The following is a 23,352-nucleotide window of genomic DNA, read 5'->3' as shown; positions in this document are numbered from 1 at the left end:
GTTATAACAAATACTTTCTCAAAATAGTATTTTTGCCAAAACATGTATTGATGCAATTAGACGTAATTCCCCAGTTAAAACATACAAAAAGTGATAATTTTTTCTTGCTTGCAGGCCCATGTGCCATTGAGGGAGAAGATATGGCACTTCGCATTGCGGAACAAGCAGTGGAAATTACGGACAAACTGGAAATCCCATATATTTTTAAAGGAAGTTTTAAAAAAGCGAATCGTAGCCGTATCGATTCTTTTACTGGTATTGGCGATGAAAAAGCTTTGAAAATCCTTAGAAAAGTATCGGAAACTTTTAAAGTTCCTACGGTAACGGATATACATACTGAACAAGATGCGGCAATGGCCGCCGAATATGTTGATGTACTTCAAATTCCTGCTTTTTTGGTTAGACAAACGGACTTGGTGGTTGCTGCAGCCAAAACAGGCAAAACCGTCAATTTAAAAAAGGGACAGTTTATGTCTCCTGAAAGCATGAAACATGCCGTTAAAAAAGTTACCGATTCTGGTAATGACCAAGCATGGATTACCGACCGAGGTACTATGTTCGGTTATCAAGATATGGTTGTTGACTTTAGGGGTATCCCCACTATGAAGCAATATGCTCCGGTTGTGTTAGACGTTACACATTCCTTGCAACAGCCCAATCAATCTTCTGGTGTTACCGGAGGTAGACCCGCTCTTATTGGCACTATGGCCCGTGCAGGTATTGCCGCAGGTGTAGACGGACTTTTTATGGAAACCCATTTTGACCCTGCTAATGCCAAGAGTGATGGTGCCAATATGTTAGATTTGAGTTTACTAGAAAAATTGCTTGGTGACTTGGTTGCACTCAGAAAAGTTGTTGTAGGTCTTTAAAATCTAACTTTTGAGCAACTAATCTATTCATTTGTTTGCGCTTCTTTCACAATTCCTGAAATTACCTCAAGTTCCTTTTCATGTGTAATTCCAATGGGGTCATTCCCTGTTCCAAAAACCATATCAATTTCCCCTTGTCTATTGCACCAAGCCAGACAATCATCTAATGTTTTCTCAATTGGGGTGTAACTAAATCCCGCTGCAACAGCTTTGGCATTACTCACTTCCATAAAATAGTCGTCAGAGGTGGGAGCCCACAGTGGAAGGCTATCCCAGGGATAGACTTGATGAGTTTCCAAAAACTTTCTACTCGACCAAAATAAGTTTGATTTCGAGTTTAAATGTGATTTTGCCGTTTCAAGGAAATTTTTCCAGTTAAGCGTCTCTTTGGTCGGTCCAACACAATTATAAACTCCAAAGAGCTTGTTTTCTAATGCAGTTGTTGCAAATCTTCCTACATCTTTTACATCGATAAACTGAAGGGGGTCAGTTCCTGAACCAGGAGCTAAAACATTCTGATCTCGTTGCAATTTTAAAATCCAGTATAAGAGATCATGGGCAGGGTCTCTCCATCCCTTTATAGGCCCAGGACGAAGTATAGTGTGATTTTTGGGAAAACGTTTGACGACAAAATTTTCAGAGGCTATTTTTTCCTCAGGATAACTCCAAGTAGATTTATCTTTTGGTAAAGTTAAAACTGAATCATCTTCATTTCTTCCCGCTTCATTAAAATCCTTGTAAACTGCAACACTGGAAACAAATACATAGTGTTTGGCAAATGATTTCAATGCTTCCGTAGCTTCTTCCACCAATTTGGCGCGTTGGGGCCAAACATCAAACACAACGTCCCAGTGGGTTTCTTGCAAGGGCTCATAGCAGTTTTTGCCATCTTCCCTATCCCCTTTAATCTGAGGGAGAATACCAGAGAAAAGGTCTGGGTTGGTTATTCCTCTATTAAAAAGTGTAACAGCATGTCCATTAGCAACACAACTATTAACTATGGCTGGGCCCAAAAAATTTGTTCCACCCAATACCAAGATTTTCAGCTTTCCTTTGGAATTGGTACATGAAATGGTCGGGGCAATTCCGACAAGTGCACCCGAAAGCGCAACTTTCTCCAAAAAAGACCTTCGTTTCATTAATCTATCGCTTTGAGTCCTGTTCTAACGTTAACTTTCTACAACACCAATAAATATAAGAATTTAATACCTTCGGATGTAAAATCCTTCTTTGTTGTACTAGAAGAATTTTCTATTTCCAAAACCCTTTGTGGTTGACACTAAAGGCATCTTGTAAGACTTCAACAAAAACTTGACCATCTATTTGTTCCAAAGTGGTATAACGCAAGGATTTCATCACCTTTCTTCCATCCGTTGTCAATTTATCAAGATGTGCAGTTATATGGGCAGCACTCCAGAACCCAACATCCACATACTTTTTTTTAGCCGACACATTTAAATAGCAAAATGGCTTGCCCTCTAAATAATAAAATGGAATTCTGTATTTAAATTTCAACTCCAACTCTGGAATAGTGGTTTCAATGAGCACCTGTAGCTGCAATAAAATACTTTTAAAGGGTTCTTCTTGATTTAGAATATAGTCTTCCGCTGGGTTCATAAATCAAAAATAAGATGTAATTCATCTAATTTTTAAAATAAAACTGTTGTAAAACGAAAAATATTTTAACTTTGAATTTCAAAGTACTTTAAAATGGAATCAAAAAAATACTTGGAAGACATTTCCCAAATCAAGGACATGATGAATCGGTCCTCCCGATTTATCTCACTTAGCGGCCTTTCTGGAATCCTTGCTGGCATCTACGCCATAACAGGTGCAATACTGACTTATATGTTCCTTTTACCTAAAGGAGATTATGTGGTCCTACATAGCTGGAACTTTAGAATGATTATTGGTGTTTTAATTGCTGTTGCAGTGTTAAGCCTGGTAACAGCCTATTTATTGACCTCCAAAAAGGCAAGAAAAAACAATGAAAAGGTATGGGACGAAACTAGTAAACGGTTGCTCATCAACTTTTTGATTCCATTGGTTACGGGAGGTGTTTATATTTTAATAAAATTAAACAGTCAACATTATGGACTTACTGGCTCCTTAATGCTAATTTTTTATGGATTGGCATTGGTAAATGCCTCTAAGTACACCATTGGTAACGTAAAGTATTTAGGATATGCCGAAATCATTTTAGGGCTAATCTGTGCAGCACTCCCTGGCTATGGATTTTGGTTCTGGATACTAGGGTTTGGTGTTTTACATATTATATACGGCAGTCTTATCTATTTCAAGGAAGAAAAAGCGTAACATGGGTCTTATTGACAACATCAATAAATTATTTGATCATCGTATCCGCTTGGGTATAATGTCCATATTGATGGTTAACCAAGAAGTCGATTTCAACAGGCTCAAAGAACTGCTCAATGTAACGGATGGAAATTTGGCAAGCCACACCAAAACATTGGAAAAAGCGGAATACATAAAAATAGAAAAGTCTTTTATCGGCAAAAAACCTAATACGCGATATACTGCCACACCTCTTGGCAAATTATCCTTTAAAAAACATATAGAAGCATTAGAAAATTTAATCAAAAATCAATAATCATTTTTTTTATTCATTCACTTTGAAATTCAAAGTACTTTAAATATATTTTATGACAACACAGAAACGAAAAATCGGTAACTGGTTCAAAAACTCAATCTCAGCTAAAATGCTAACCGTAGGGTTCTTAATTCTAATTTTATTGATCCCACTTAGTTTTGTAAAGGACCTTATTAGAGAAAGAGGATACAGGCAAACTCAGGTAATAGATGAAATAAACACCAAATGGGGAAACCAAGTAGTCCTCAACGGACCTATTTTAAAAATCCCATACAACGTATTTGTAGAAGAAAAGTTATTTGACGAAAAAACCAAGACATTCTTAAAAAGTCAAAAAGCCGTAAGGCATGTGGCTTATTTCTTTCCGCAGGAACTGGACATTGATGCTTCGGTACAAACCCAACCCTTGAAACGTGGTATTTATGAGTCTGCAGTATATACAGCCGATACCCATTTGAATGGAACCTTCGATAGTCTAGATTTTTCTGAAAAAGAAATAGCCAAAGAAAATATCCTATGGAACAAAGCCACTGTACTATTTAAAACGAGCAATTTAAAAGGGATTAGAAATACTGTAAAAATCCAATTGGGAGAGAAAGAATACGCACTTAAGCCCAAATTTGATAATTCTTATATGAACACCTTGGAATCCAGTTTTTTGGAAAACTTAGAAGCAGTACAGAAAAACCCACTTGCATTCGCATCTAATTTTAAAATCAACGGGAGTCAAACACTTCAATTTATTCCTATTGGAAAAGAAACCCAAGTATTCATGAAGTCTAATTGGCATTCCCCCAGTTTTAATGGTAATTTTTTACCAGATATTGAAGACAAAAAGATTTCAGACAATGGTTTTGAAGCCAAATGGAAGGTTCTGGAAACCAATCGCAGGTTTGGACAATACTTTTTTGATTCTTTACCTGATTTATCCGATTTCTCTTTTGGAACTGAGTTTTTGGTCCCAATTGATGACTATCAAAAGACTGAAAGAACAAGTAAATACGGACTCATGATTATTGGGCTAACACTCTTGGTTTTCCTGTTGATTCAAATCAGCAGTAAAATAGCCATACATCCCTTTCAATATTTAATGATTGGCCTAGCATTGGTTATGTTCTATACCTTATTGATTTCCATTTCTGAGCATCAAAATTACTTGTTTGCCTATCTGGTTTCTGGCGTATCTGTCGTTAGCTTGATTACCATCTACTCAAGGTCCATTCTTAAAAATGCAAAGTTCACCTTACTGGTTTTAGGGTCCATGTTTAGTCTATACACGTTCATTTTTGTCATCATTCAATTGGAAGATTATGCCTTGCTCGTTGGAAGCATTGGCCTGTTCATCATTTTGAGCATTATCATGTTCACTTCTAGAAAAATTGATTGGTCAGGAAGCCAACCGCCGGCCTAGCAGATCATTGCACTGTTCCAGATTAGCTGGAACAGTGCTTTTTCAACAGCTTTTAAATACACATCATGATTAGACACTTGTTATTTATACTAGTGCATTACAGAACACTACTTTTTTCTTTGCTATTTGCAACAATACTAGTATTGATCAGGGCCTTATTTACAGGCTCCTCTTTTTACGGTTTCTTAATTTGGAACCTGTTCTTAGCTGCTTTGCCATACATACTTACCCAAACAATGTTTTGGTATCCCTATAAAAAAATTAAAAACCGCACCCGTTCCATATTATTTTTAATTTGGTTGAGCCTCATTCCAAATGCTCCTTACATTATTACGGATCTCATACATCTACATAATGAATATTCTTTCTGGAAGTGGTTTGATCTTTTCATTGTATTTGTTTTTGCTTATAACGGATTAATTTTAGGAATTCTATCTCTAATTGACGTATTCAAGTTCTTATGTGATCACTTGCAAGAACGATGGGCACTATTCAGTGTTTTTGGTATTTGTTTGTTGAGCGGATATGGTGTTTATGTGGGTCGCTTCCTTCGGTTTAACTCATGGGATATAGTAGCGCAACCCCATTTGCTATCCAATGAAATAATTTTAAGCTTGGGACACTCCAAAGTATGGCTGATGACGTTTGCATTCGGAACGTTTTTTTGGATGGTTTTCTCCGTACTTCGTTGGGTTAAGGAATGAGTATTTAAAGTATAACTTCTTATTAATAACCGTTTCTTAATCAAGAAAAAACTTTTTATCTCCTTTGCTACATGGTAGTTTTTATAACTTTGAGAAAACCACACTTATGAAATTCCATCCATTCTTCTTTACGTTGCTTTTTTCTGTTGTGTTAACTGCCCAAGAACATTCCCATAAAAGCACTGGTGCCATTATTTTTCCAGATATTCCCGGTTATACCACTTTGAAGACTGATTTACACCAACATACCGTTTTCTCAGATGGAAATGTCTGGCCCACCATTAGGGTGATGGAAGCGCTACGAGACAATTTAGACGTAATCTCGCTAACCGAGCATTTGGAGTATCAACCTCATTTAAAAGATATTCCTCATCCAGATAGAAACCGTTCTTTTGAATTGGCATTACAAGAAGCCAAGAATCATGATTTAATTATTGTTCATGGGTCAGAAATTACAAGAAGTGCCCCTATTGGGCATAGCAATGCCATTTTTATCTCTGATGCCAATGAATTGTTAGAAGAAGATGCAGAAGACTCGTTTGCTACTGCTAAAAAACAAGGTGCTTTTGTATTTTGGAATCATCCCGCTTGGTATCCACAAAATCCTAACGGAAATCCCAATTTGAGTAATTTTCAGAAAGACCGAATTAAGAATGGAGAATTACATGGTATTGAGGTCATAAATACTGGCGATTATGCAGCTGAATCCTTCGCGCTCGCTTTGGAAAACAACTTAACCATCATGGGAACCAGTGATGTTCATGATTTAATTGATTGGGACTATACTGAAAAAGGCCATAGTAGGCCCATTACATTGGTTTTTGCAAAAGAAAGGTCGGAAGCTGCTTTAAAGGAAGCGCTGTTTGCAGGGAGGACCGTTGCAGTTTTTAATTCGCTTATGGTTGGAAAAGAAGAGCATTTGACTCCCTTATTAAAAGCCTGCATCACTGTAGAGGAAGCTACTTATATCGATAACACTTCTATTTTAAAGGTCACTTTAAAGAATGTTTCAAGTACTGATCTTCTGTTTGAAAATCAAATGCCCTATACCTTTTACTCCAGTTCACCAGTTTTTACCGTTCCCGCAGGAGGAACAAAGATCATTCAGATAAAAACTTTGGAAAAGCTAGATGCTATCGAATTGAAATTAAAGGCATTGGAAGCGTATGTTGCTCCCAAGAAACACCCTATCATTCAATGGCCGATTATAGTTGATAATGACTAAGCAACGGAGAAAAGCGCAGAACCATTGATTTCGTTGTCAAAATCTGTCTTTATTTTTTCTATAAAGTCATGAGGTGTTTTTTCTGATATCCAAACCCATTGGTTTGTAATGTCCACATCAAAATGAAAACTTGAAAAATCTCCATCACATTCGTTATCCAATCTCGACAACAAAAATTTAGTTATTCTAGGCCGTAAACGATATTCCAAATCGATACAGACCTTTTTAATAGTTGGATTGGTATCTCCAGAAATTACCCAATTGAATTTCACTAGTTTGGTTATAAGGGACAGACAAGATAAGAAAAAATGTCTTCTGGCAAACGGTGTTGCTTTACTGTTCGACCAACCCTACTTTATTCTAGCCCATCAACGTATTTTTGGAGATAAGCGTACCTTTTGGTCAGCTTTCCATTTTGCGTCATTCTTGCACGTTCCAGAATACCATCTTCATCCTTATTAAAAAAAGCAGGGATAACTTGCTTAGAAAAAGCTTCTCCAAAACCATTACTTGCATCTCTTGGCAATTCGGCTGGTAAATTATCTACCGCCATAACAGCTATAGCATTAGTATCTTTAAAATTGATTTCTTTTTCGGCAATAGGATCATATCCGTAAATGGGTTCTGCTATAGTGGAAGGCCGAATGGTTGTTGCCACCGGACCATCGATATCGCAGCTTACATCTGCCACGACCTTTATGTTAAAATCGGGATGCTTTGCATCTTCTCGAGTATACAAATAGGGGGCTCCATCTCCATAAAAATGACCTGCAATATAAAAATCTGTTACTTCTGCAAAACGGAAAAAATTGGATCTGTACTCTTCTGGATTAGCAAAGAAATCGGCTTTGTTTCCACGTACCCCATCTTTTCGTTTGTTATATTCTGATGCATCTATCTGGCAGTAAACAGACTCGTTAAATGTATCTTTTAGGTATTCGGCAACATTCACTTTTTTTAGACCCATGGCATCCAGCATTTCTCTAGATCCATTACCTACCCTACCTCTACCAGTAAGTAGAATTTTAATATTAGGTAATTTCACCTTTTTAAGTTCTGCAATCAATGCTTGTTGATCTTTAAGGGTTTCTGCCTTTGGCAGGTTAAATAAATCAAACTTTAGGCCATAGGCCCGGATTCCATTATACGCTCCAACAATTCCTGCATAACGGCCAAATGCAACCAAACGTTGTCCTGAGGTATTAGTAATGACCTCGTGATCATAGAGTTCTATGTTCTTTTCTAAAATAGCATTTAGCAGTGGACGGTTGTAAGGCTGCTTTTTAATGGTATGGGAGAAAAAGAAATATTTTTTATTGGGAATCAACGCTTCTATTGGCACTTCTTTTACTCCGAGGAGTACATCGCACCCATCCATGTTTTCTACCACAGGAATTCCTTTTTCCTCATATTCTTTATCTGTGAAGACTCTTATGGGCGATGATTCTACCATGATTTCTGCATCAGCAAAGGTAGAAAGGACATTTTTACATTCTAATGGGGACAATACCACCCTACGATCTGGTGGATTTTTACGTTCTCTAATGATTCCGAATTTCATTAATTATATAACTTGTTAATTCGTTATTGTTACAATAATAACATTTAGTGGTTGTAGCTCAAAACTTTTTTTGGAATACTTTTTGGGGTACCTTTGCACGCTGCGTTAGGGATAGAGGCAGGTACCATGTACAGCCGATAGCCCGACCTTTTGTAAAAAGGGAACGCCATATTTGTTCTTTGAATTATGGGGCCGACCGGTTTTGACAGCGAGACCAATGGCAATGTAAGCATGTCGAGCGCTGGGATACAGCTCGTTAATCTCATTTTCCACACTTTTAATTGGCGATAATAATTACGCTCTTGCCGCTTAATCTGAATTATAGTAGGATTTAGCCTCGTCCCTACTAGGTAGGGAAGCGAGATGTTCCTGGATAGCCCTTGTTGACGGCGATCTGTTTTGGAGCACCATAAAAGTCAACATAAGGGTATTGTTCGCTTTGGCAATACCACTAAAACTTTAAGAAGCTAAGTGTACAATAGGCGGTCTTTGGTCGGTTGTGCATCGAAAACTAAACAAGGACTACGCATGTAGAAAGCATTGACTTTGCTTGTTTGGACGGGAGTTCGACTCTCCCCGGCTCCACTTTTTAAGCCATCTTCTGGTGGCTTATTTCTTTTAATTCGCATATAGATAGGTTCTCTGATTCCTTTTGAATATATTTTCTGTTCAAAAAATTGGTCAAACTACCATGTTTCTCGATAAAACCAGTTTCATTTACTATTTATCCTATCTTCTTTTCCTTTGTCGATTCCTTTATGACAAAATCTTAGGTCTTCCCAACTTTGTCTCAAAGAAGTTCCCAATGAAAGCAATACTTAATAACATTAAAAAAGAGTTTTCTATTCCAGAAAATACAACCGCTGCTATAAGCTGTTTGATTATTTCTATTACCGTTTTCTTTATTATGGCGGTTATTGGTAGGGAAACACTATTATAATTTCCGACCAATAAATTTGGCACTAAAGTTCTAATATCTTCAGCCTAAAACTACTCCTCTATTTGGTCGCCTTTTACATTATCCATAAATTCAATCAAGTTTTGTTTTTAGGATTTGTACACCATTATAGACATAGAGACCACAGGTAACGGCATTAAAGGCAATAAGATTACAGAGATTGCCATTTTTAAATATGATGGTGAGCAAATTGTTGACGAATTTACCTCTCTTGTAAATCCACAATGCCCTATTCCATATTTTATAACTGGCCTCACCGGTATTGATGACCAGCTTGTGCAAAACGCACCAATTTTTTCCGAAATTGCAGCTAAGGTACTTGAGATCACCAAGGACAGTATTTTTGTAGCACATGCGGTGAATTTTGATTACGGTGTTATCAAAGAAGAATTTAGGCAACTAGGTATTGATTTTACCAGAAAAAAACTATGTACCGTTCGTTTGTCCCGTAAACTTATCCCAGGGTTACAATCGTATAGTTTGGGGAAATTGTGTTCTGCCATTGACATTCCACTAAAAGACAGACACAGGGCTAGAGGCGATGCACACGCTACAGTCTTATTGTTTCAAAAACTGCATAAAACACCCAATTCAGAAATAGTTTTTCAAAAATTTTTGAATGCCAGAAATCAAGAAGCAACCTTACCTCCCCATCTATCCAAATCGGTTTTCGATAAAATCCCTCAAAAGCCAGGCATATATTATTTTAAAAACCAGAAAGGTGAAATTATTTATGTAGGCAAGGCCATAAACCTTAAAAAAAGGGTCTTGGGGCACTTTTATGATAAGAGCACCAAGGAAATCCGAATGTGTAGTGAAACTGCAGATATCGATTTCAAGCTTTCAGGCAGCGAACTTGTGGCACTACTCATGGAATCAGCTGAAATAAAAAAACATTTTCCACCATATAATAGCGCTCAAAAACGAATTGTAAGGCAGTATGCCATATTTGCTTATGAGGACAGAAAAGGAATTGTACACCTAGCCTTTAATACAATAAAAGGTGTTCCTAATCCACTTAAAATATTCTACAACCAAATAGATTGCAGGGCTTATTTACAGGAAATATGCAAAGCATTTGCACTCTGCCCAAAATATTGTCATTTGCAACAGACGAATGCGGCTTGTTCCCACCACGAGATAACCTCATGTGAAGGGGTATGTCGTGGTGAAGAACTCGTGGACGAGTACAACAAAAAAGTTGAAGCTGCCATTACTAGTATGAAAGCCATACAATCAGAAGTAAGAATTATTAAGGAAAAAGGTAGAAATGAAGATGAAAATGCGGTTGTTCTTATCACCGAAGGTATGTACAGGGGGTACGGGTTTATCAATCAGCAATTAGAAGTTTCTTCGCTAGCAGATATAGAGGCCTTTATAGTTCCACAAAGAAATACGTTGGAAGCACAAAGAATTGTAGAATCTTTATTGCCAAAACTGGAATCTTTTGTGTTGTAATGTTTAGCATGTAGCTGGTCAACTCACTTTTTAATCCTGCGATACATCTTAATCATAAAAACAATCCACGCGACAAAAATCAGGGCAGCTAGCAAAATATAAGGAAATATAATATCCATAACGTAGGTAATCGGTTTATATTGATATGGCCCCTATACCGGAATTCGTAGTACTCGAATTCGTATTGTTTCCCTTGGAAAAGTGCAATCTATAAGATGGATTAAATAAAGGTATCCACCTTAAGAGATAACTCTAAGTTAGTAAGAAATATGCTACTTTTTATTAAGAAATTGTGATTTTTTTAACTTTTTAGCCTATCAGACTTTTAAGGTGACCTTAAAAACAGCGTCAGCATCAGCGAGATATTGAAAGCCGGTATGCAACTCTCTTTGCGCAATCGCATAGGGATAAAACGTAATGGGTTCAATACAGACCATATTTTTAACCTCTGTCCAACACATAAAATGTTCAAAACCTTCAATCTCAATTTTAATATCCTTTTTATCTTTTAAGGTAATGGATTTACAATTTTCAACTTGTAGGGCTCTACTTCCCACAACCAACACCTCATCCAAGGTTATTTTCCTGTCATTCGTAAAAATTGTGGGGCTATCCGTATGAAGTTTAAACGCAGGATGGTATCCCAGCATAAAGGGCATATCCCGTTCGCCAGAAATAGTGAAAGTGATTTCCAAATTATCTTCCTTTAACTCAAAGGATTTTTCAAAAGTGAAACTGTATGGCCAAAACAACCATTCTTTATCTGATTTTTCTGGGAATTTGGAATTTCTCACCCGTGTTCCCATCTCATATTCTTTTCTGAAGATGACTGAAGTGCCCGTTTGGGAAATCAATTCATACTCCAATTCCCGCAACAATCCATGCTGATCTTGTATGGCCCCGCTTCCTCTTGGTACCTGAACCCTAAAGCCTGTTTCATTTAATGGACCAATAATCGGAAACATTTCTGTATCCGCACTTCGCCACCCAGGGCTTCCTTTTTGATGAATAAACTCATGCTCTTCGAATATGAAGCTTATAAGTTCACCTTTATCAATTCCAGCAGTACAATTTCCCCTTTTGAGCTGTACCATTATTTGGTATTAATGAGTCTATAAATCAGGATTGCCGTTCGTTTGGTCAATGCTTCAATGGTATTGAGATTTACTGTTTCCTCAGGGGTATGTGCCCCAGAACCCATAGTACCAAGGCCATCTAAACAATCAACATATTCAGCAACAAAAGATACATCTGCAGCACCTCTTTTGCCAGGGTCATAAGCAAGTACTTCGCCCTGATTCAAATCCAAACTCACATCATTCAAAATACTCAAAAGACCATTGTTTCCTTCTGTAGGTTTCATTGCTGGATAACTATCTGTAAATGTCACCTTTGCTGATGTGTGAGGGAGACTGTTGGATACTATTTCCCTCATCTTCGCTCTCGCCCTTTCTTTTTGCTCTTCTGAAATAAAACGCAAACCACCTCTTACCATTGCTTTTTGGGCCACCACATTGCTTTTTCCGAAAACATCTCCTTTGCTCGTAGCACTATCAAAATTCACAAACGTACCTCCTAACAGCGTACCCGGATTAAAGGTCAATAAATCTTCTCCCTTTACTTCTGTATAAAATTCATGTAGAATACGTGAGATTTCAAAAATAGCTCCTGCACCAGTACGTTCACTAAATATCCCTGAGGAATGTGCTCTTTTTCCCTCTACCTCAACAGCCCATCCAGAAGATCCTCTTCTAGCTACGGTAGCGTAGTTAAATCCCGTAGAGGTTTCAAATCCTAGAGCAATATCACTTTTTTTGGCCGCCTCTACCAAGTCTTTTCTACTAACTGTCAGCGGTTTTCCTGTACTTTCTTCATCACCGGTAAATGCGACAGTAATCTGAGCATTTTTTAACAATCCGTTATCATGCAATGCCTTTAGGGCATAGAGTACTATTACATCTCCACCCTTCATATCATTTCCCCCAGGAGCATGAGCAATACTATCGTTGACCATTTTAAATTTCTGAAAAGGGCTATCTTCTTCAAAAACCGTATCCAAATGACCAATGAGTAATAGTTTTTTGCCTTTTTTACCAGAGGTTTCGGCAAACAAATGCCCCGCGCGGTTCATTTCGGAAGGCATTTCAATCCATTTGGTTTCAAAATTGATACTTTCAAAAGCATCTTTAAAAACCATACCTACCTCTTTAACTCCTTTGGCATTTAGCGTTCCACTGTTTATGTTGACAACCTTTTCCAAAAAAGTAATGGCATCTGCATTGTTTTTTTCTATTGAAGCAATAATCTTCTTTTCTGTTTTAGAAAGATTTTGGGCAGAAAAAGAAACTGTAAAGAATAAGAAACAAAGGGTAAAAAAACGCTTGATAGGCATAATGTTTAATTTGAGATGAATTTACCAAATTTTACTCGATATATCCCTTCTCACGCATCCAATCATCATTAAACATTTTACCTACATAACGACTGCCATGATCATGGAACAACACTACAACAACATCATCTTTTGTAAAGTGTTCTTCCAATTGCAACAACCCTTTTATGGCAGCTCCTGCAGAGTTCCCTAAAAACATGCCTTCTTCCTTGGCCAAACGCTGTGTATAGACCGCTGCATCTTTATCGGTTACCTTGGTAAAGCCATCAATAATATCAAAATCAACATTTTTTGGCAAAATATCTTCCCCAATCCCTTCGGTAACATAAGGGTAGATTTCGTTTTCATCAAAAATACCAGTCTCATGATATTTTTTGAATACAGAACCGTAGGTATCAATTCCCCAAACCTTGACATTGGGATTTTGTTCTTTAAGATATTTACCAACTCCCGAAACAGTTCCGCCAGTGCCGACACCTACAACAAAGTGGGTCACTTTACCATCCGTTTGTTCCCAAATCTCTGGTCCAGTGCTTAGATAATGAGCCTTGGCATTGCTAGGGTTATCGTACTGGTTAACATACCATGAGTTTGGAATTTCTGTAGCTAAACGCCTTGCAGTGGAATAATAGCTTCTAGGATCTTCTGGAGCTACATCTGTGGGGCAAACATGAACCTCGCTCCCTACCGCTTTAAGAATATCTATCTTTTCCTTTGACTGTTTGTCGCTGATGACACAAATCATTTTATAGCCTTTGACTACTGCAGCCAAAGCCAATCCCATACCGGTATTGCCCGAAGTTCCTTCAATAATAGTACCTCCAGGTTTTAAGGTTCCAGAGGCCTCTGCATCTTCAATCATTTGCAGTGCCATGCGGTCTTTAACCGAATTTCCAGGGTTGAACGTCTCGTATTTTGCCAGCACTAAACAGGGAAGCTTTGCTGTTAGTTTATTGAGTTTCACCAAAGGAGTATTCCCAATGGTCTCAAGAATGTTATTTGCATATTCCATAATCGCGGCAAAGATAGTTTTTTGATTTGGGTGGTTGGCCCAACAGAGCCTAAAAAGACCCTTAAAGTTTCTGTTGCCTATTCAAACTTTATCGCCTTAACAGGAGTTATTTTGGTAATAATATAAGATGGCAATAATAACATCACTAAACACAATAGCATCACACCGAGGTTTAAAAGGAGTATCGTTGGCACATCAATATGTACCGGAATGTACTCAATGTAATACTCTTCTGGATTTGGAAATTTAAACAGTCGGAATTTATCTTGAAGATAAAGTAAACCCAGACCAATACCATTACCCCAAAGCAACCCGATTGCAATTAAATACGTAGCATTGTATAGAAACACTTTTCTGATGCTCCAGTTTTCAGAACCCAATGCCTTTAATACACCTATCATTTGAGTTCGTTCCAAAATAAGAACAAGAAGTGCAGTAATCATATTTATTCCTCCAACAATAATCATTATTCCAATGATGAGCGCAATATTGAAATCGAACAGATTTATCCATTCAAATATCCTGAAGTATTTGGTCTTAATATTTTGTGTGTCTAAATCAGCAAGGGTTTTCCCATAGATTTCATTGCTCTTCTCTTCAAGTTGGTCAAAATCTTCTATAAAAACTTCAAAATTTCCAATTTCAGTTGCTTCCCATTTGTTCATTCTTTGAATGTGCCTAATGTCGACAAATACATAGGTAGCATCAAACTCTTCAAAACCGCTGTCATAAATCCCTGTAATTTTGAACTTTCTATTGTTAGGTACTTTGGATGCATCCCCTTCTTTCAGAAAAAAGGAGAAAAAAGAATCTCCAACCTTAAGTTGTAACCGATTTGCCATCATTCTCGAAATCAAAACCTCATCGTTAAGTTTTCCTGAAAAATCTGGTAGTACCCCATCAACAATATATTCTTTAAAGACTGTCCAATTGTAATCTTGGCCCACTCCTTTGGCCAACATCCCTTCAAATGTATCCTCTGTTCTAATAATTCCACCTTTGGTGGCCACGGCCTGTACATGGGAAATACCATTGATATCTTTAAATTCTGGATAAAAATCCTGGATCAAGGAAACTGGAGCAACCGAAACGTCTGAAGTATTATTATCGTAATTAGAGATTTGAATATGGCCATTAAAGGCTGCAACTTTTTCTCTAATCTTATGTTTTAGCCCTACACCAGTAGCAATGGCGATCAGCATCATCACAATACCAATTGCAATAGCTGCAATGGCAATTTTTATTATAGGGGCGGAAATACTAATTTTATGCTCCTTCCCTGTAATCAGGCGCTTGGCAATAAACAATTCTAAATTCAACGAATGCCCATTTTATCTATATTCAAAAGTACAGTTTTATTGTTGGTTTTGTTGGTTTCTTCATGTCGTGGACAAGAAAAAAAAACTGATACCGCCGCAATAAGCGTCAAAAGCGATTCCCTTCTTAAAATTAGCGTTGCCGCTAATAGGACAACGACATATTTACCTTTATTAAAAGACAAGTCCGTAGGAATTGTAGCAAATCAAACCAGTGTAATCTTTAAAGAAAATGGGTATGCACATCTGGTGGATTCTTTAATTTCATTGCAGGTTGATGTTAGCAAAGTTTTTGCTCCAGAACACGGATTTCGGGGAAAAGCAGATGCTGGGGAATTGGTTAAGGACGGCTTGGATACCAAAACTGGACTCCCTATTGTTTCATTATATGGGAAAAACCGAAAACCGTCTCAAGAACAATTGGATGGTCTGGATCTTGTTGTTTTTGACATTCAAGATGTTGGGGTGAGGTTCTACACCTACATTGCTACTTTACAACTGGTCATGGATGCCTGTGCGGAAAACGATATTCCTATTCTAGTTTTGGATAGACCAAATCCTAATGGGCATTACGTTGATGGCCCAACGATGAAAAAGGAACATACCAGTTTTTTGGGTATGACAACTATCCCTTTGGTATACGGTATGACTATGGGAGAATATGCACAAATGATCAATGGAGAGCAATGGTTGGAAAGTGGAAAGAAAGTGGATTTGACAGTAATTACATTGCAAAATTATTCTCATGAGTCTGAATATCATTTACCTATAAGACCCTCACCCAACCTCCCTAACGATGTTTCCATTACGCTTTACCCCAGTCTTGGCCTTTTTGAAGGCACTAACGTAAATGCAGGACGTGGCACCGAATTTCAGTTTCAACGGTACGGCGCTTCCTTTTTGGATAGTGTTCAATATGATTTCATCTACACGCCTAAACCCAATTTTGGTTCCAAACACCCAAAAGAGGAAGGTAAAAGGTCTTTTGGAAAGGATTTATCCCAATCTGAACGAATGGAATCTGTTTCGCTACAATGGTTGCTAGATGCTTACAAAAACACTCCTGACAAATCAAAATTCTTTATTACCAAATCTTTCACCAAACATGCTGGCACTCCAGAATTACAAAAGCAAATTGAGGCTGGGTCAACCGAATTAGAAATAAAAGCTTCTTGGCAAGAAGACCTGGAAGCTTTTAAAAAAATAAGAGCTAAATATTTAATCTACGAATAGCATCGCTAACGTTTTACAGAACTTTGAACAGAATCATAGTACAATGCTGTTTTATACCAAAGCGTGGTTTTGAACCTTCTGCTGAAAAACCCAAAGTGACCGATTTTTTCAGCACCAATATCTTTTGGTTTTACAAGTTCAATTCTTTTATCAGCCGAACTAAATACATCATGTATTCTCTTTAAGGCTTTTTCTGTTCCAATGGGGTCATCCTCAATTGCCAAGGTCAAGAGTTTACCAGAAAACTCATGATAGTACACTTTTTGACCACTTTTGTTCAACTGTTCGGTCATGTTATGAATTTTTCTTCTAGCATGCCACTGTTTTATAACTCCCTTTGGAACATCTTCTAAAAGACCAAGTCGCTTGCCAGGAAAATACCCAAAAACCTTTGTTAGCAGCGGAAAAAGCACATGCCATAAAAAGTAAAGTTTCTGCTTTTGAGTATCCCAATCCTTATAGTAGGCAGTTTGGGCACCAATGTTAATTATCTTGTCAATTAATGAGCAGTCTTTGGACATTCCAATAATGGTTCCTCCAATGCTATGACCTAAAATCAAGACTGAATGATTTGGATAGTTTTCTTTTACGTATTGTAATACACTAGTAAAATCTTTTCGCCCCCAAACTGAAAAAGAAGCTTGGAAACCTATTAATTTTTTTGGCCTTGAAGCTGCAATACCCCGATAGTCATAGGTAAGAACATCAAAACCATAATCTGACATGTACAAGGCATAATTTTTATACAAATCCTTACTAACCGCAGTAGCCGAGTTAATGATAAGTACTTTCCTTTTGTTTAAATCAGGTTTAGCAGAATAAATAGTCCCTTTAAGCACAAATCCATCATTACAGGGAATATCTATCTCTTTGTGCATCATATTAAAGGTTTGCGAAAGCGTTTTTACTTAGGCTCTGAAGTGGTAGGTCTTCTGTATTTATGAAAAGGTTGTTTCAGCAAGCCTATAATACTACTATTTTCTTTTTCATCTGGAAAAGTATCCACACCGTAAACAATTGCATCAACATCCATTTTCATGAAGGTTCCGAATAGTCTATCCCAAATAGAGAAAATATTGCCATAGTTAGAATCTGTATAGGGCAATTTATGATGATGATGTACTTTGTGCATATCCGGACTTACGATAAGCCAGCTTATGGCATTATCCACTTTCTTGGGCAACCGAATATTGGCATGGTTAAATTGTGAAAGAACAACTGACAAACTCTGATATAGCATAATAATCCCAATTGGGGCACCAACAATAAAAACACCAATTAGCGTAAACGTGTAGCGAATTAAACTCTCCAATGGATGATGACGATTTGCCGTTGTGGTATCTACGTTATGGTCTGAATGATGCACCAAATGTACCATCCACAGTGGTTTTACCTTATGCTCAACCAGATGCGCCGTATACGCTCCAATTAAATCCAAGAGCATCACTCCAAGAACAACATAGAGCCAAAAAGGCATTTCCGGTAACCAATTCAGTATTCCAAATTGATTTTCCACAGACCAATCCGATGTTTTCAACAATAGAAAAGCTAGAGGGAAATTCACAATAATTGTAGTCACGGTAAAGAAAAAGTTAGGCACAGAATGGCGCCATTTTTTGTACGAAACGGTAAAAAGGGGAACGATGCCTTCCAAAATCCAAAAAAAAGTGATTCCACCAACAAGAATAAGGCTCCTATGCAGTGCAGGAATATTTTCAAAGTATGCGATGAGTTGCTCCATATTCTCAAATATAAGAAATCATTAAAGCTTTATTTTTCTTTTCATTTCCTCCACGATATTGAACGCTGCAGGGCAAATTGCTACATTTTTCAGCGTCAAATTACTAATCTGATGAAATTTTTTGCGGTCTGTATGCGGAAACTCTCTACATGCTTTTGGTCTCACCTCGTAAATAGAACAATAATTATCCGTACCCAAAAAAGAGCAAGGGATACTTTTCAGCACATAATCATTTTCTTCATCCAACCTCAAATACTGATCAATAAACTGTGAAGGTTTTAGTCTAAAGTGCTTCGAAATTCGCTCAACATCTGCATTTGTAAAGAGAGGTCCTGTTGTTTTGCAGCAATTGGCACAGCTAAGGCAATCGGTTCTTTCAAACTCCGCCGTATGAAGCTCTTGCATGGTGTAATCCAAATTTTTGGGAGGTCGTTTCCTCAGCTTTGCAAAAAACTTCTTGTTTTCAGCTTTTTTTTCCTTGGCCCTCCTTGGCAATTGTTCCAGTTCCTCTTTCATACATGGCAAACATAAAAAACACAATTCATTTAAACCCTTATCTGCAATTAAAGTCTCATTTTTGCCATGCCCATAAAAATGTGAAGTGGATATTTTTGGACAAGCTTTATTAGATTATCATTCCAATAATTATACAGAGGATATTAAAACCTATTCATCCCTCGATGAAGAGGATAGTATTCCGCTTCCCTATTTGTTCAGGGATTTTAAAGAAATGCCCCCTCTAGAGCAAAAAGCATTAAAACTTGCTACCGGTAAGGTCTTGGATGTTGGCTGTGGTGCTGGAAACCATGTTCTATATCTACAAAAAAAAGGATTTGAAACAACGGGCTTGGATGCTTCAAAAGGAGCCATAAAGGTTTGCAATCTTAGAGGTGTTGAGCATACGGTAAACAAAAAAATTCTAGCGTACAGTGAATCTAAATTTGACACCATTCTTTTGCTCATGAACGGTATTGGTTTAGCTGGCAAACTATTTGACCTGGGCACTTTCCTTAATCACTTAAAATCTCTTCTTAATCCCAACGGACAAATTCTGTTGGATTCAAGCGATATTATCTATATGTTCGATCAAGACGAAGACGGCGGTTTTTGGATTCCCAATAGTGAAAACTATTATGGGGAAGTGACCTTTACTATGGAATATAAAAAGCAAAAAAGTGAACCATTTTACTGGCTTTATGTTGATTTTAATACCTTGCAAAACGCTTGTTTAGCGAATGGCATGAATTGTGAGCTTGTAATATCTGGCGAACATTACGACTATTTAGCAAAACTTTCAAATAGACAATAATAGAATGTGCCAAAGCACGTTTTAAATAGATATAGATTTATCATGAAAAAGAAAATCGCGATTTACTCCTTATTCTGTCTAGGAATCATTTTGGGTTGCTCTAAAGACTCAGAAAACCCTCCTAATCCTCAAAATGTTGACAAAACTGCAAACCTCCAGGCAACTGGTTCTTCAGCAAATGACATTTTATCCAATGCCAACTTTGATAAGTTGTTGATTGAAATTGATTATGTCGACGGATTTCAACCTACTGGACAAACAGTGGCAAATTTTGAAGATTATCTTAGGGAAAGAACTTTTAAAACAGATATTGAGTTTATCTTCAACAATCTTTCTTCTCCAAATGAAGAGTCACTGACACTAGAAGAAATTGCGGATTTGGAAAGTGATAATCGTGATTCCTACAATGATGGAAGAACCTTGGCAATCTATATTTATTTTGCCGACTCGCCATCTGATGGGGATGACCTGGATGAAGGCCTAGTAACTTTGGGCGCTGTCTACAGAAATACTTCCATGATTATTTATGAATCTACTATACGGGATTTAGCTAGCAGAAGCAATACAATTACTGTTACCGATGTTGAAACCGCAACATTAAACCATGAGTTTGGGCATCTGTTCGGTTTGGTTAATTTGGGCACGGACCCGGTAAATGACCATGAAGATCCCGATGCTGAAAACCATTGTAATGTAACAGGTTGCCTGATGCGTGCTGAACTTCAATTTGGTGTGCCAATGATGAAAATGATGGAAAGTAATGCTTCCAAAGGGTCTGCTGCAGTTCCGGTACTCGACGCAGAATGCATTTTAGACTTACAAAGCAACGGAGGCCGATAAGTCAATAAAACCTAAGGAATATTCAAATATTTATGGGTCTGTAAGGAGACTTTCCATTGTGGGTTTTGCATAACATAGTCTACAATTATTGGAACCATCTTTTCTCGAACGCTCCATTCTGGTTGCAAATACAGAATACAATCTTTACCCACTTTGGCTGCCTGTTCTTCAGCAAAAACCAAATCATGTTTGTTATAAACAATGATTTTAAGTTCGTTTGCGCTATCGTATATTTCTGGAACAGGAAGTTTATTTTTCTTGGGAGATAGGCAAATCCAATCCCAAACTCCAGTTAACGGATACGCTCCAGAGGTTTCAATATGAATTTGGAGGTTTTTGGTCTTCAATCCAGAAGTCAAGGGGCCCATATCCCATGTTAAAGGTTCTCCACCAGTAACTACTATGGTATCAGAATAAGAAGAAGCATTGTCAATAATACTTTCAATAGCAGTTGGCGGATGGATTTCAGCATCCCAGCTTTCCTTTACATCGCACCAATGACAACCAACATCGCAACCACCCACACGAATAAAATATGCTGCCGTGCCTTTATGATAGCCTTCTCCCTGGATGGTGTAAAACTCTTCCATTAATGGAAGCATCGTGCCCTTGTTCACCAAATCCATTACCTGCGTTGTTACCATTTTGCAAAGATAGGACTTAGTTCATCTTAGACCTAGACTTAAAACCTATCTAATTGCCATTACTTCAATCTCAATTTTGGCTCCCGCAGCAAGATCTTTGGCCGCAAAAGTTGTTCTGGCCGGTTTATTGGTGAAATACTGGATATATACTTCATTAAAAGCTTTAAAGTCTTTAATATCGCTAAGAATCACAGTGCACTTTACTACATTGTCCAATGACAATCCATGATGTTGTAACACTCCTTGAATGTTCTTGATAGTTTGTTCTGTTTCGCCTTGAATCCCTCCAGTAGCCAATTCCCCAATAGAACGGTCCATGCCTATCTGTCCTGCTAAAAAGAAAAGGTTTCCAGCCTGAACAGCTTCACTAAAGGGGGCTTTTGCCCGCTCAGGATTTGCTGGCTTGTGGAAAATGATTTCTGTATTTTCTTGAGAATACGTGCTGGATATTACTCCAACCATCAAAATGGAAAGAAAAAGACCTTGAACTCGTTTCATACTCTGATTTTTAAATTTGCTTAAAATTACCCTATTTTTATCGGAAATTGAACTCCATGAGTACCAAAGAAGAATTCTTTCAACATATTGAAAAAGGATATACCACCAAAGGTGATTATATTATCATGGGAACAGGAATGTTCAATGGAGAAACGGTGACCAACGCCTATGTTAAAATTCCATTGAAAACCCTAAACAGACATGGATTAATCGCAGGTGCTACGGGAACGGGAAAAACAAAAACCTTACAAGTTATAGCTGAGAACTTATCCAATAAAGGGATTCCGGTTTTACTCATGGACCTTAAAGGTGACCTCAGTGGTATAGCACAACCCAGCCCTGGACACCCTAAAATAGATGAACGTCATGAAAAAATTGGACTTCCTTTTGAAGCCAATGGATTCCCTGTTGAAATCATGTCACTCTCCGAACAGAATGGAGTTCGCCTTAGGGCCACCGTATCGGAGTTTGGCCCGGTATTGCTCTCTAGAATTCTGGATTTAACGGTTACCCAAGAAGGTATTGTAGCGGTGGTTTTCAAGTATTGCGATGACAACAAATTACCTCTGCTCGATTTAAAGGATTTTAAAAAGGTATTGCAATATGCAACAGGCGAAGGAAAAAAAGAATTTCAGTCTGCATATGGGCGTATTTCCACGAGCTCTACCGGTACTATTTTAAGGAAGATCATAGAATTGGAACAACAAGGAGCTGATTTGTTCTTTGGTGAAAAATCTTTTGAAGTAGAAGACTTGGTCCGTATTGATGAAAACGGAAGAGGGTATATCAATATTATTAGACTAACCGATATCCAGGATAGGCCCAAGCTCTTTTCCACCTTTATGCTCAGTCTTTTGGCCGAAATCTATGCCACATTTCCTGAACAAGGTGATAGTGACAGTCCAGAATTGATTCTTTTTATTGATGAGGCGCACCTCATTTTCAAAGAAGCTTCCAAGGCCCTACTAGATCAAATAGAGAGTATTGTAAAACTTATTCGCTCTAAAGGTATTGGGCTATATTTTGTAACGCAAAACCCTACTGATGTTCCAGATGATGTACTAGCACAATTAGGACTTAAAGTACAGCATGCACTGCGTGCCTTTACTGCCAAAGACAGAAAAGCCATTAAACTTACTGCGGAAAACTATCCAGATTCACCATTCTATGATACCAAAGAGGTATTGACATCCTTGGGAATTGGGGAAGCGCTTATTTCTGCTTTAGATGAAAAGGGAAGACCTACACCGCTTGCAGCCACCATGCTAAGAGCTCCTATGAGTCGTATGGATGTACTGACGGATACCGAACTGAAAGAAGCACTAGGAAAATCAAAACTTATAAAAAAATACAATCAAGATATAGACAGGGAAAGCGCCTATGAAATCTTGAACGAAAAAATTGAAAAAGCAGAAAAAGAAGCTGAAAAAGAAAAGGAACGAAAAACAACATCCAAAAGAACCACATCTACCCGAAGAAGCACGCGAATGAATCCCGTTGTTAAGGTATTAACAAGCGCTACCTTTATTCGTGGAGTGCTTGGAGTACTTAAAAAAGTCATCCGATAATC

General features: G+C 37.7%; 25 protein-coding genes and 1 other RNA gene. 13 read left to right on the top strand and 13 right to left on the bottom strand.

Features of this window, described 5'->3' with window-relative positions; translation table 11 throughout:
- The first annotated feature begins 50 nt into the window (after positions 1-50).
- Positions 51-869 (top strand): 3-deoxy-8-phosphooctulonate synthase, encoded by an 819-nt coding sequence (gene kdsA / locus FVB32_RS09700; protein WP_147743604.1) that lies wholly within the window; start codon positions 51-53, stop codon positions 867-869.
- 23 nt (positions 870-892) lie between these two features.
- Here the strand turns inward: kdsA and FVB32_RS09695 are convergent, their stop codons facing one another.
- The gene (locus FVB32_RS09695) at positions 893-2,008 is read right to left on the bottom strand and encodes an NAD-dependent epimerase/dehydratase family protein (RefSeq protein WP_147743603.1); all 1,116 of its coding nucleotides are present in this window, start codon (positions 2,006-2,008) and stop codon (positions 893-895) included.
- 112 nt (positions 2,009-2,120) lie between these two features.
- Positions 2,121-2,486 (bottom strand): DUF1801 domain-containing protein, encoded by a 366-nt coding sequence (locus FVB32_RS09690; protein WP_147743602.1) that lies wholly within the window; start codon positions 2,484-2,486, stop codon positions 2,121-2,123.
- A 93-nt stretch (positions 2,487-2,579) separates the two neighbouring features.
- On the opposite strand from FVB32_RS09690, the gene FVB32_RS09685 reads away from it, so the two are divergent.
- The 5 genes from FVB32_RS09685 (at position 2,580) to FVB32_RS09665 (ending at position 6,820) form a co-directional block, all read left to right on the top strand.
- Entirely contained in the window at positions 2,580-3,185 is a 606-nt protein-coding gene (locus FVB32_RS09685) for a hypothetical protein (protein WP_147743601.1), read from the top strand.
- Between the two features lies 1 nt (position 3,186).
- Positions 3,187-3,480: a winged helix-turn-helix domain-containing protein gene (locus tag FVB32_RS09680; protein ID WP_147743600.1), complete on the top strand. Its 294-nt coding sequence runs from the start codon at positions 3,187-3,189 to the stop codon at positions 3,478-3,480.
- A gap of 52 nt (positions 3,481-3,532) precedes the next feature.
- Complete coding sequence (gene creD / locus FVB32_RS09675) at positions 3,533-4,891, top strand: cell envelope integrity protein CreD (RefSeq protein WP_147743599.1); 1,359 nt, start codon at positions 3,533-3,535, stop codon at positions 4,889-4,891.
- A 65-nt stretch (positions 4,892-4,956) separates the two neighbouring features.
- Positions 4,957-5,595 (top strand): DUF1361 domain-containing protein, encoded by a 639-nt coding sequence (locus tag FVB32_RS09670; protein ID WP_147743598.1) that lies wholly within the window; start codon positions 4,957-4,959, stop codon positions 5,593-5,595.
- A 106-nt stretch (positions 5,596-5,701) separates the two neighbouring features.
- Positions 5,702-6,820: an Sb-PDE family phosphodiesterase gene (locus FVB32_RS09665; protein WP_147743597.1), complete on the top strand. Its 1,119-nt coding sequence runs from the start codon at positions 5,702-5,704 to the stop codon at positions 6,818-6,820.
- Here the strand turns inward: FVB32_RS09665 and FVB32_RS09660 are convergent.
- On the bottom strand, positions 6,817-7,092 hold the full coding sequence (locus tag FVB32_RS09660; RefSeq protein WP_147743596.1) for a hypothetical protein: 276 nt from the start codon (positions 7,090-7,092) through the stop codon (positions 6,817-6,819). The two genes, FVB32_RS09665 and FVB32_RS09660, sit on opposite strands and share 4 nt — an antisense overlap.
- 83 nt (positions 7,093-7,175) lie before the next feature.
- Positions 7,176-8,381: an NAD(P)-dependent oxidoreductase gene (locus FVB32_RS09655; RefSeq protein WP_147743595.1), complete on the bottom strand. Its 1,206-nt coding sequence runs from the start codon at positions 8,379-8,381 to the stop codon at positions 7,176-7,178.
- Between the two features lie 188 nt (positions 8,382-8,569).
- Between FVB32_RS09655 and ssrA the strand changes: the two genes are divergently transcribed.
- The 3 genes from ssrA (at position 8,570) to FVB32_RS09645 (ending at position 10,797) form a co-directional block, all read left to right on the top strand.
- Positions 8,570-8,969, top strand: a transfer-messenger RNA (tmRNA) gene (gene ssrA / locus FVB32_RS09650).
- A 217-nt stretch (positions 8,970-9,186) separates the two neighbouring features.
- The gene (locus tag FVB32_RS17950) at positions 9,187-9,321 is read left to right on the top strand and encodes a hypothetical protein (protein ID WP_262712964.1); all 135 of its coding nucleotides are present in this window, start codon (positions 9,187-9,189) and stop codon (positions 9,319-9,321) included.
- Positions 9,322-9,435: 114 nt separating this feature from the next.
- The gene (locus FVB32_RS09645; protein ID WP_147743594.1) at positions 9,436-10,797 is read left to right on the top strand and encodes an exonuclease domain-containing protein; all 1,362 of its coding nucleotides are present in this window, start codon (positions 9,436-9,438) and stop codon (positions 10,795-10,797) included.
- Positions 10,798-11,114: 317 nt separating this feature from the next.
- Here the strand turns inward: FVB32_RS09645 and FVB32_RS09640 are convergent, their stop codons facing one another.
- The 4 genes from FVB32_RS09640 to FVB32_RS09625 all read right to left on the bottom strand — a co-directional run bounded on the left by FVB32_RS09640 (position 11,115) and on the right by FVB32_RS09625 (position 15,520).
- Positions 11,115-11,891 (bottom strand): aldose 1-epimerase, encoded by a 777-nt coding sequence (locus FVB32_RS09640; RefSeq protein WP_147743593.1) that lies wholly within the window; start codon positions 11,889-11,891, stop codon positions 11,115-11,117.
- Entirely contained in the window at positions 11,891-13,189 is a 1,299-nt protein-coding gene (locus FVB32_RS09635; RefSeq protein WP_147743592.1) for a M20/M25/M40 family metallo-hydrolase, read from the bottom strand. The genes FVB32_RS09640 and FVB32_RS09635 overlap by 1 nt, the downstream gene beginning before the upstream one ends.
- Before the next feature lie 31 nt (positions 13,190-13,220).
- The gene (locus FVB32_RS09630; RefSeq protein WP_147743591.1) at positions 13,221-14,201 is read right to left on the bottom strand and encodes a PLP-dependent cysteine synthase family protein; all 981 of its coding nucleotides are present in this window, start codon (positions 14,199-14,201) and stop codon (positions 13,221-13,223) included.
- Positions 14,202-14,278: 77 nt separating this feature from the next.
- Positions 14,279-15,520, bottom strand: coding sequence for an ABC transporter permease (locus FVB32_RS09625; RefSeq protein WP_147743590.1), 1,242 nt, complete (start codon positions 15,518-15,520; stop codon positions 14,279-14,281).
- Between the two features lie 3 nt (positions 15,521-15,523).
- Between FVB32_RS09625 and FVB32_RS09620 the strand changes: the two genes are divergently transcribed.
- Positions 15,524-16,750 carry an exo-beta-N-acetylmuramidase NamZ family protein gene (locus FVB32_RS09620; RefSeq protein WP_147743589.1) on the top strand — a complete coding sequence of 409 codons (1,227 nt, stop codon included), beginning with the start codon at positions 15,524-15,526 and terminating at the stop codon, positions 16,748-16,750.
- Positions 16,751-16,755: 5 nt separating this feature from the next.
- Here FVB32_RS09620 and FVB32_RS09615 read toward each other — a convergent pair whose 3' ends face one another.
- From FVB32_RS09615 to FVB32_RS09605, 3 genes are read right to left on the bottom strand one after another with little or no spacing between them, the layout of a single operon-like run.
- On the bottom strand, positions 16,756-17,631 hold the full coding sequence (locus FVB32_RS09615) for an alpha/beta hydrolase family protein (protein WP_147743588.1): 876 nt from the start codon (positions 17,629-17,631) through the stop codon (positions 16,756-16,758).
- A gap of 23 nt (positions 17,632-17,654) precedes the next feature.
- Positions 17,655-18,491, bottom strand: coding sequence for a sterol desaturase family protein (locus FVB32_RS09610; protein ID WP_147743587.1), 837 nt, complete (start codon positions 18,489-18,491; stop codon positions 17,655-17,657).
- 21 nt (positions 18,492-18,512) lie between these two features.
- Complete coding sequence (locus FVB32_RS09605; RefSeq protein WP_147743586.1) at positions 18,513-19,007, bottom strand: YkgJ family cysteine cluster protein; 495 nt, start codon at positions 19,005-19,007, stop codon at positions 18,513-18,515.
- 85 nt (positions 19,008-19,092) lie between these two features.
- Here FVB32_RS09605 and FVB32_RS09600 point away from each other — a divergent pair, with 85 nt between their 5' ends.
- Both FVB32_RS09600 and FVB32_RS09595 read left to right on the top strand, forming a co-directional pair.
- On the top strand, positions 19,093-19,800 hold the full coding sequence (locus FVB32_RS09600) for a class I SAM-dependent methyltransferase (protein ID WP_147743585.1): 708 nt from the start codon (positions 19,093-19,095) through the stop codon (positions 19,798-19,800).
- 42 nt (positions 19,801-19,842) lie between these two features.
- A complete protein-coding gene (locus tag FVB32_RS09595; protein WP_147743584.1) occupies positions 19,843-20,640 on the top strand; it encodes a hypothetical protein in 798 nt (265 codons plus the stop codon).
- Positions 20,641-20,651: 11 nt separating this feature from the next.
- Here the strand turns inward: FVB32_RS09595 and FVB32_RS09590 are convergent, their stop codons facing one another.
- Both FVB32_RS09590 and FVB32_RS09585 read right to left on the bottom strand, forming a co-directional pair.
- Positions 20,652-21,284: a 7-carboxy-7-deazaguanine synthase QueE gene (locus tag FVB32_RS09590; RefSeq protein WP_147743583.1), complete on the bottom strand. Its 633-nt coding sequence runs from the start codon at positions 21,282-21,284 to the stop codon at positions 20,652-20,654.
- Between the two features lie 45 nt (positions 21,285-21,329).
- Positions 21,330-21,782, bottom strand: a complete 453-nt coding sequence (locus FVB32_RS09585) for a RidA family protein (protein ID WP_147743582.1) — start codon at positions 21,780-21,782, stop codon at positions 21,330-21,332.
- Between the two features lie 56 nt (positions 21,783-21,838).
- Between FVB32_RS09585 and FVB32_RS09580 the strand changes: the two genes are divergently transcribed.
- Positions 21,839-23,350, top strand: coding sequence for a helicase HerA-like domain-containing protein (locus FVB32_RS09580; RefSeq protein WP_147743581.1), 1,512 nt, complete (start codon positions 21,839-21,841; stop codon positions 23,348-23,350).
- The last annotated feature ends 2 nt before the right edge of the window (positions 23,351-23,352 follow it).

The sequence above is a fragment of the Flagellimonas hymeniacidonis genome (genome assembly GCF_008040165.1).
In the GTDB taxonomy this organism is placed as follows: Bacteria; Bacteroidota; Bacteroidia; order Flavobacteriales; family Flavobacteriaceae; genus Flagellimonas; species Flagellimonas hymeniacidonis.
This window is presented reverse-complemented; position numbering and strand designations above follow the sequence as displayed.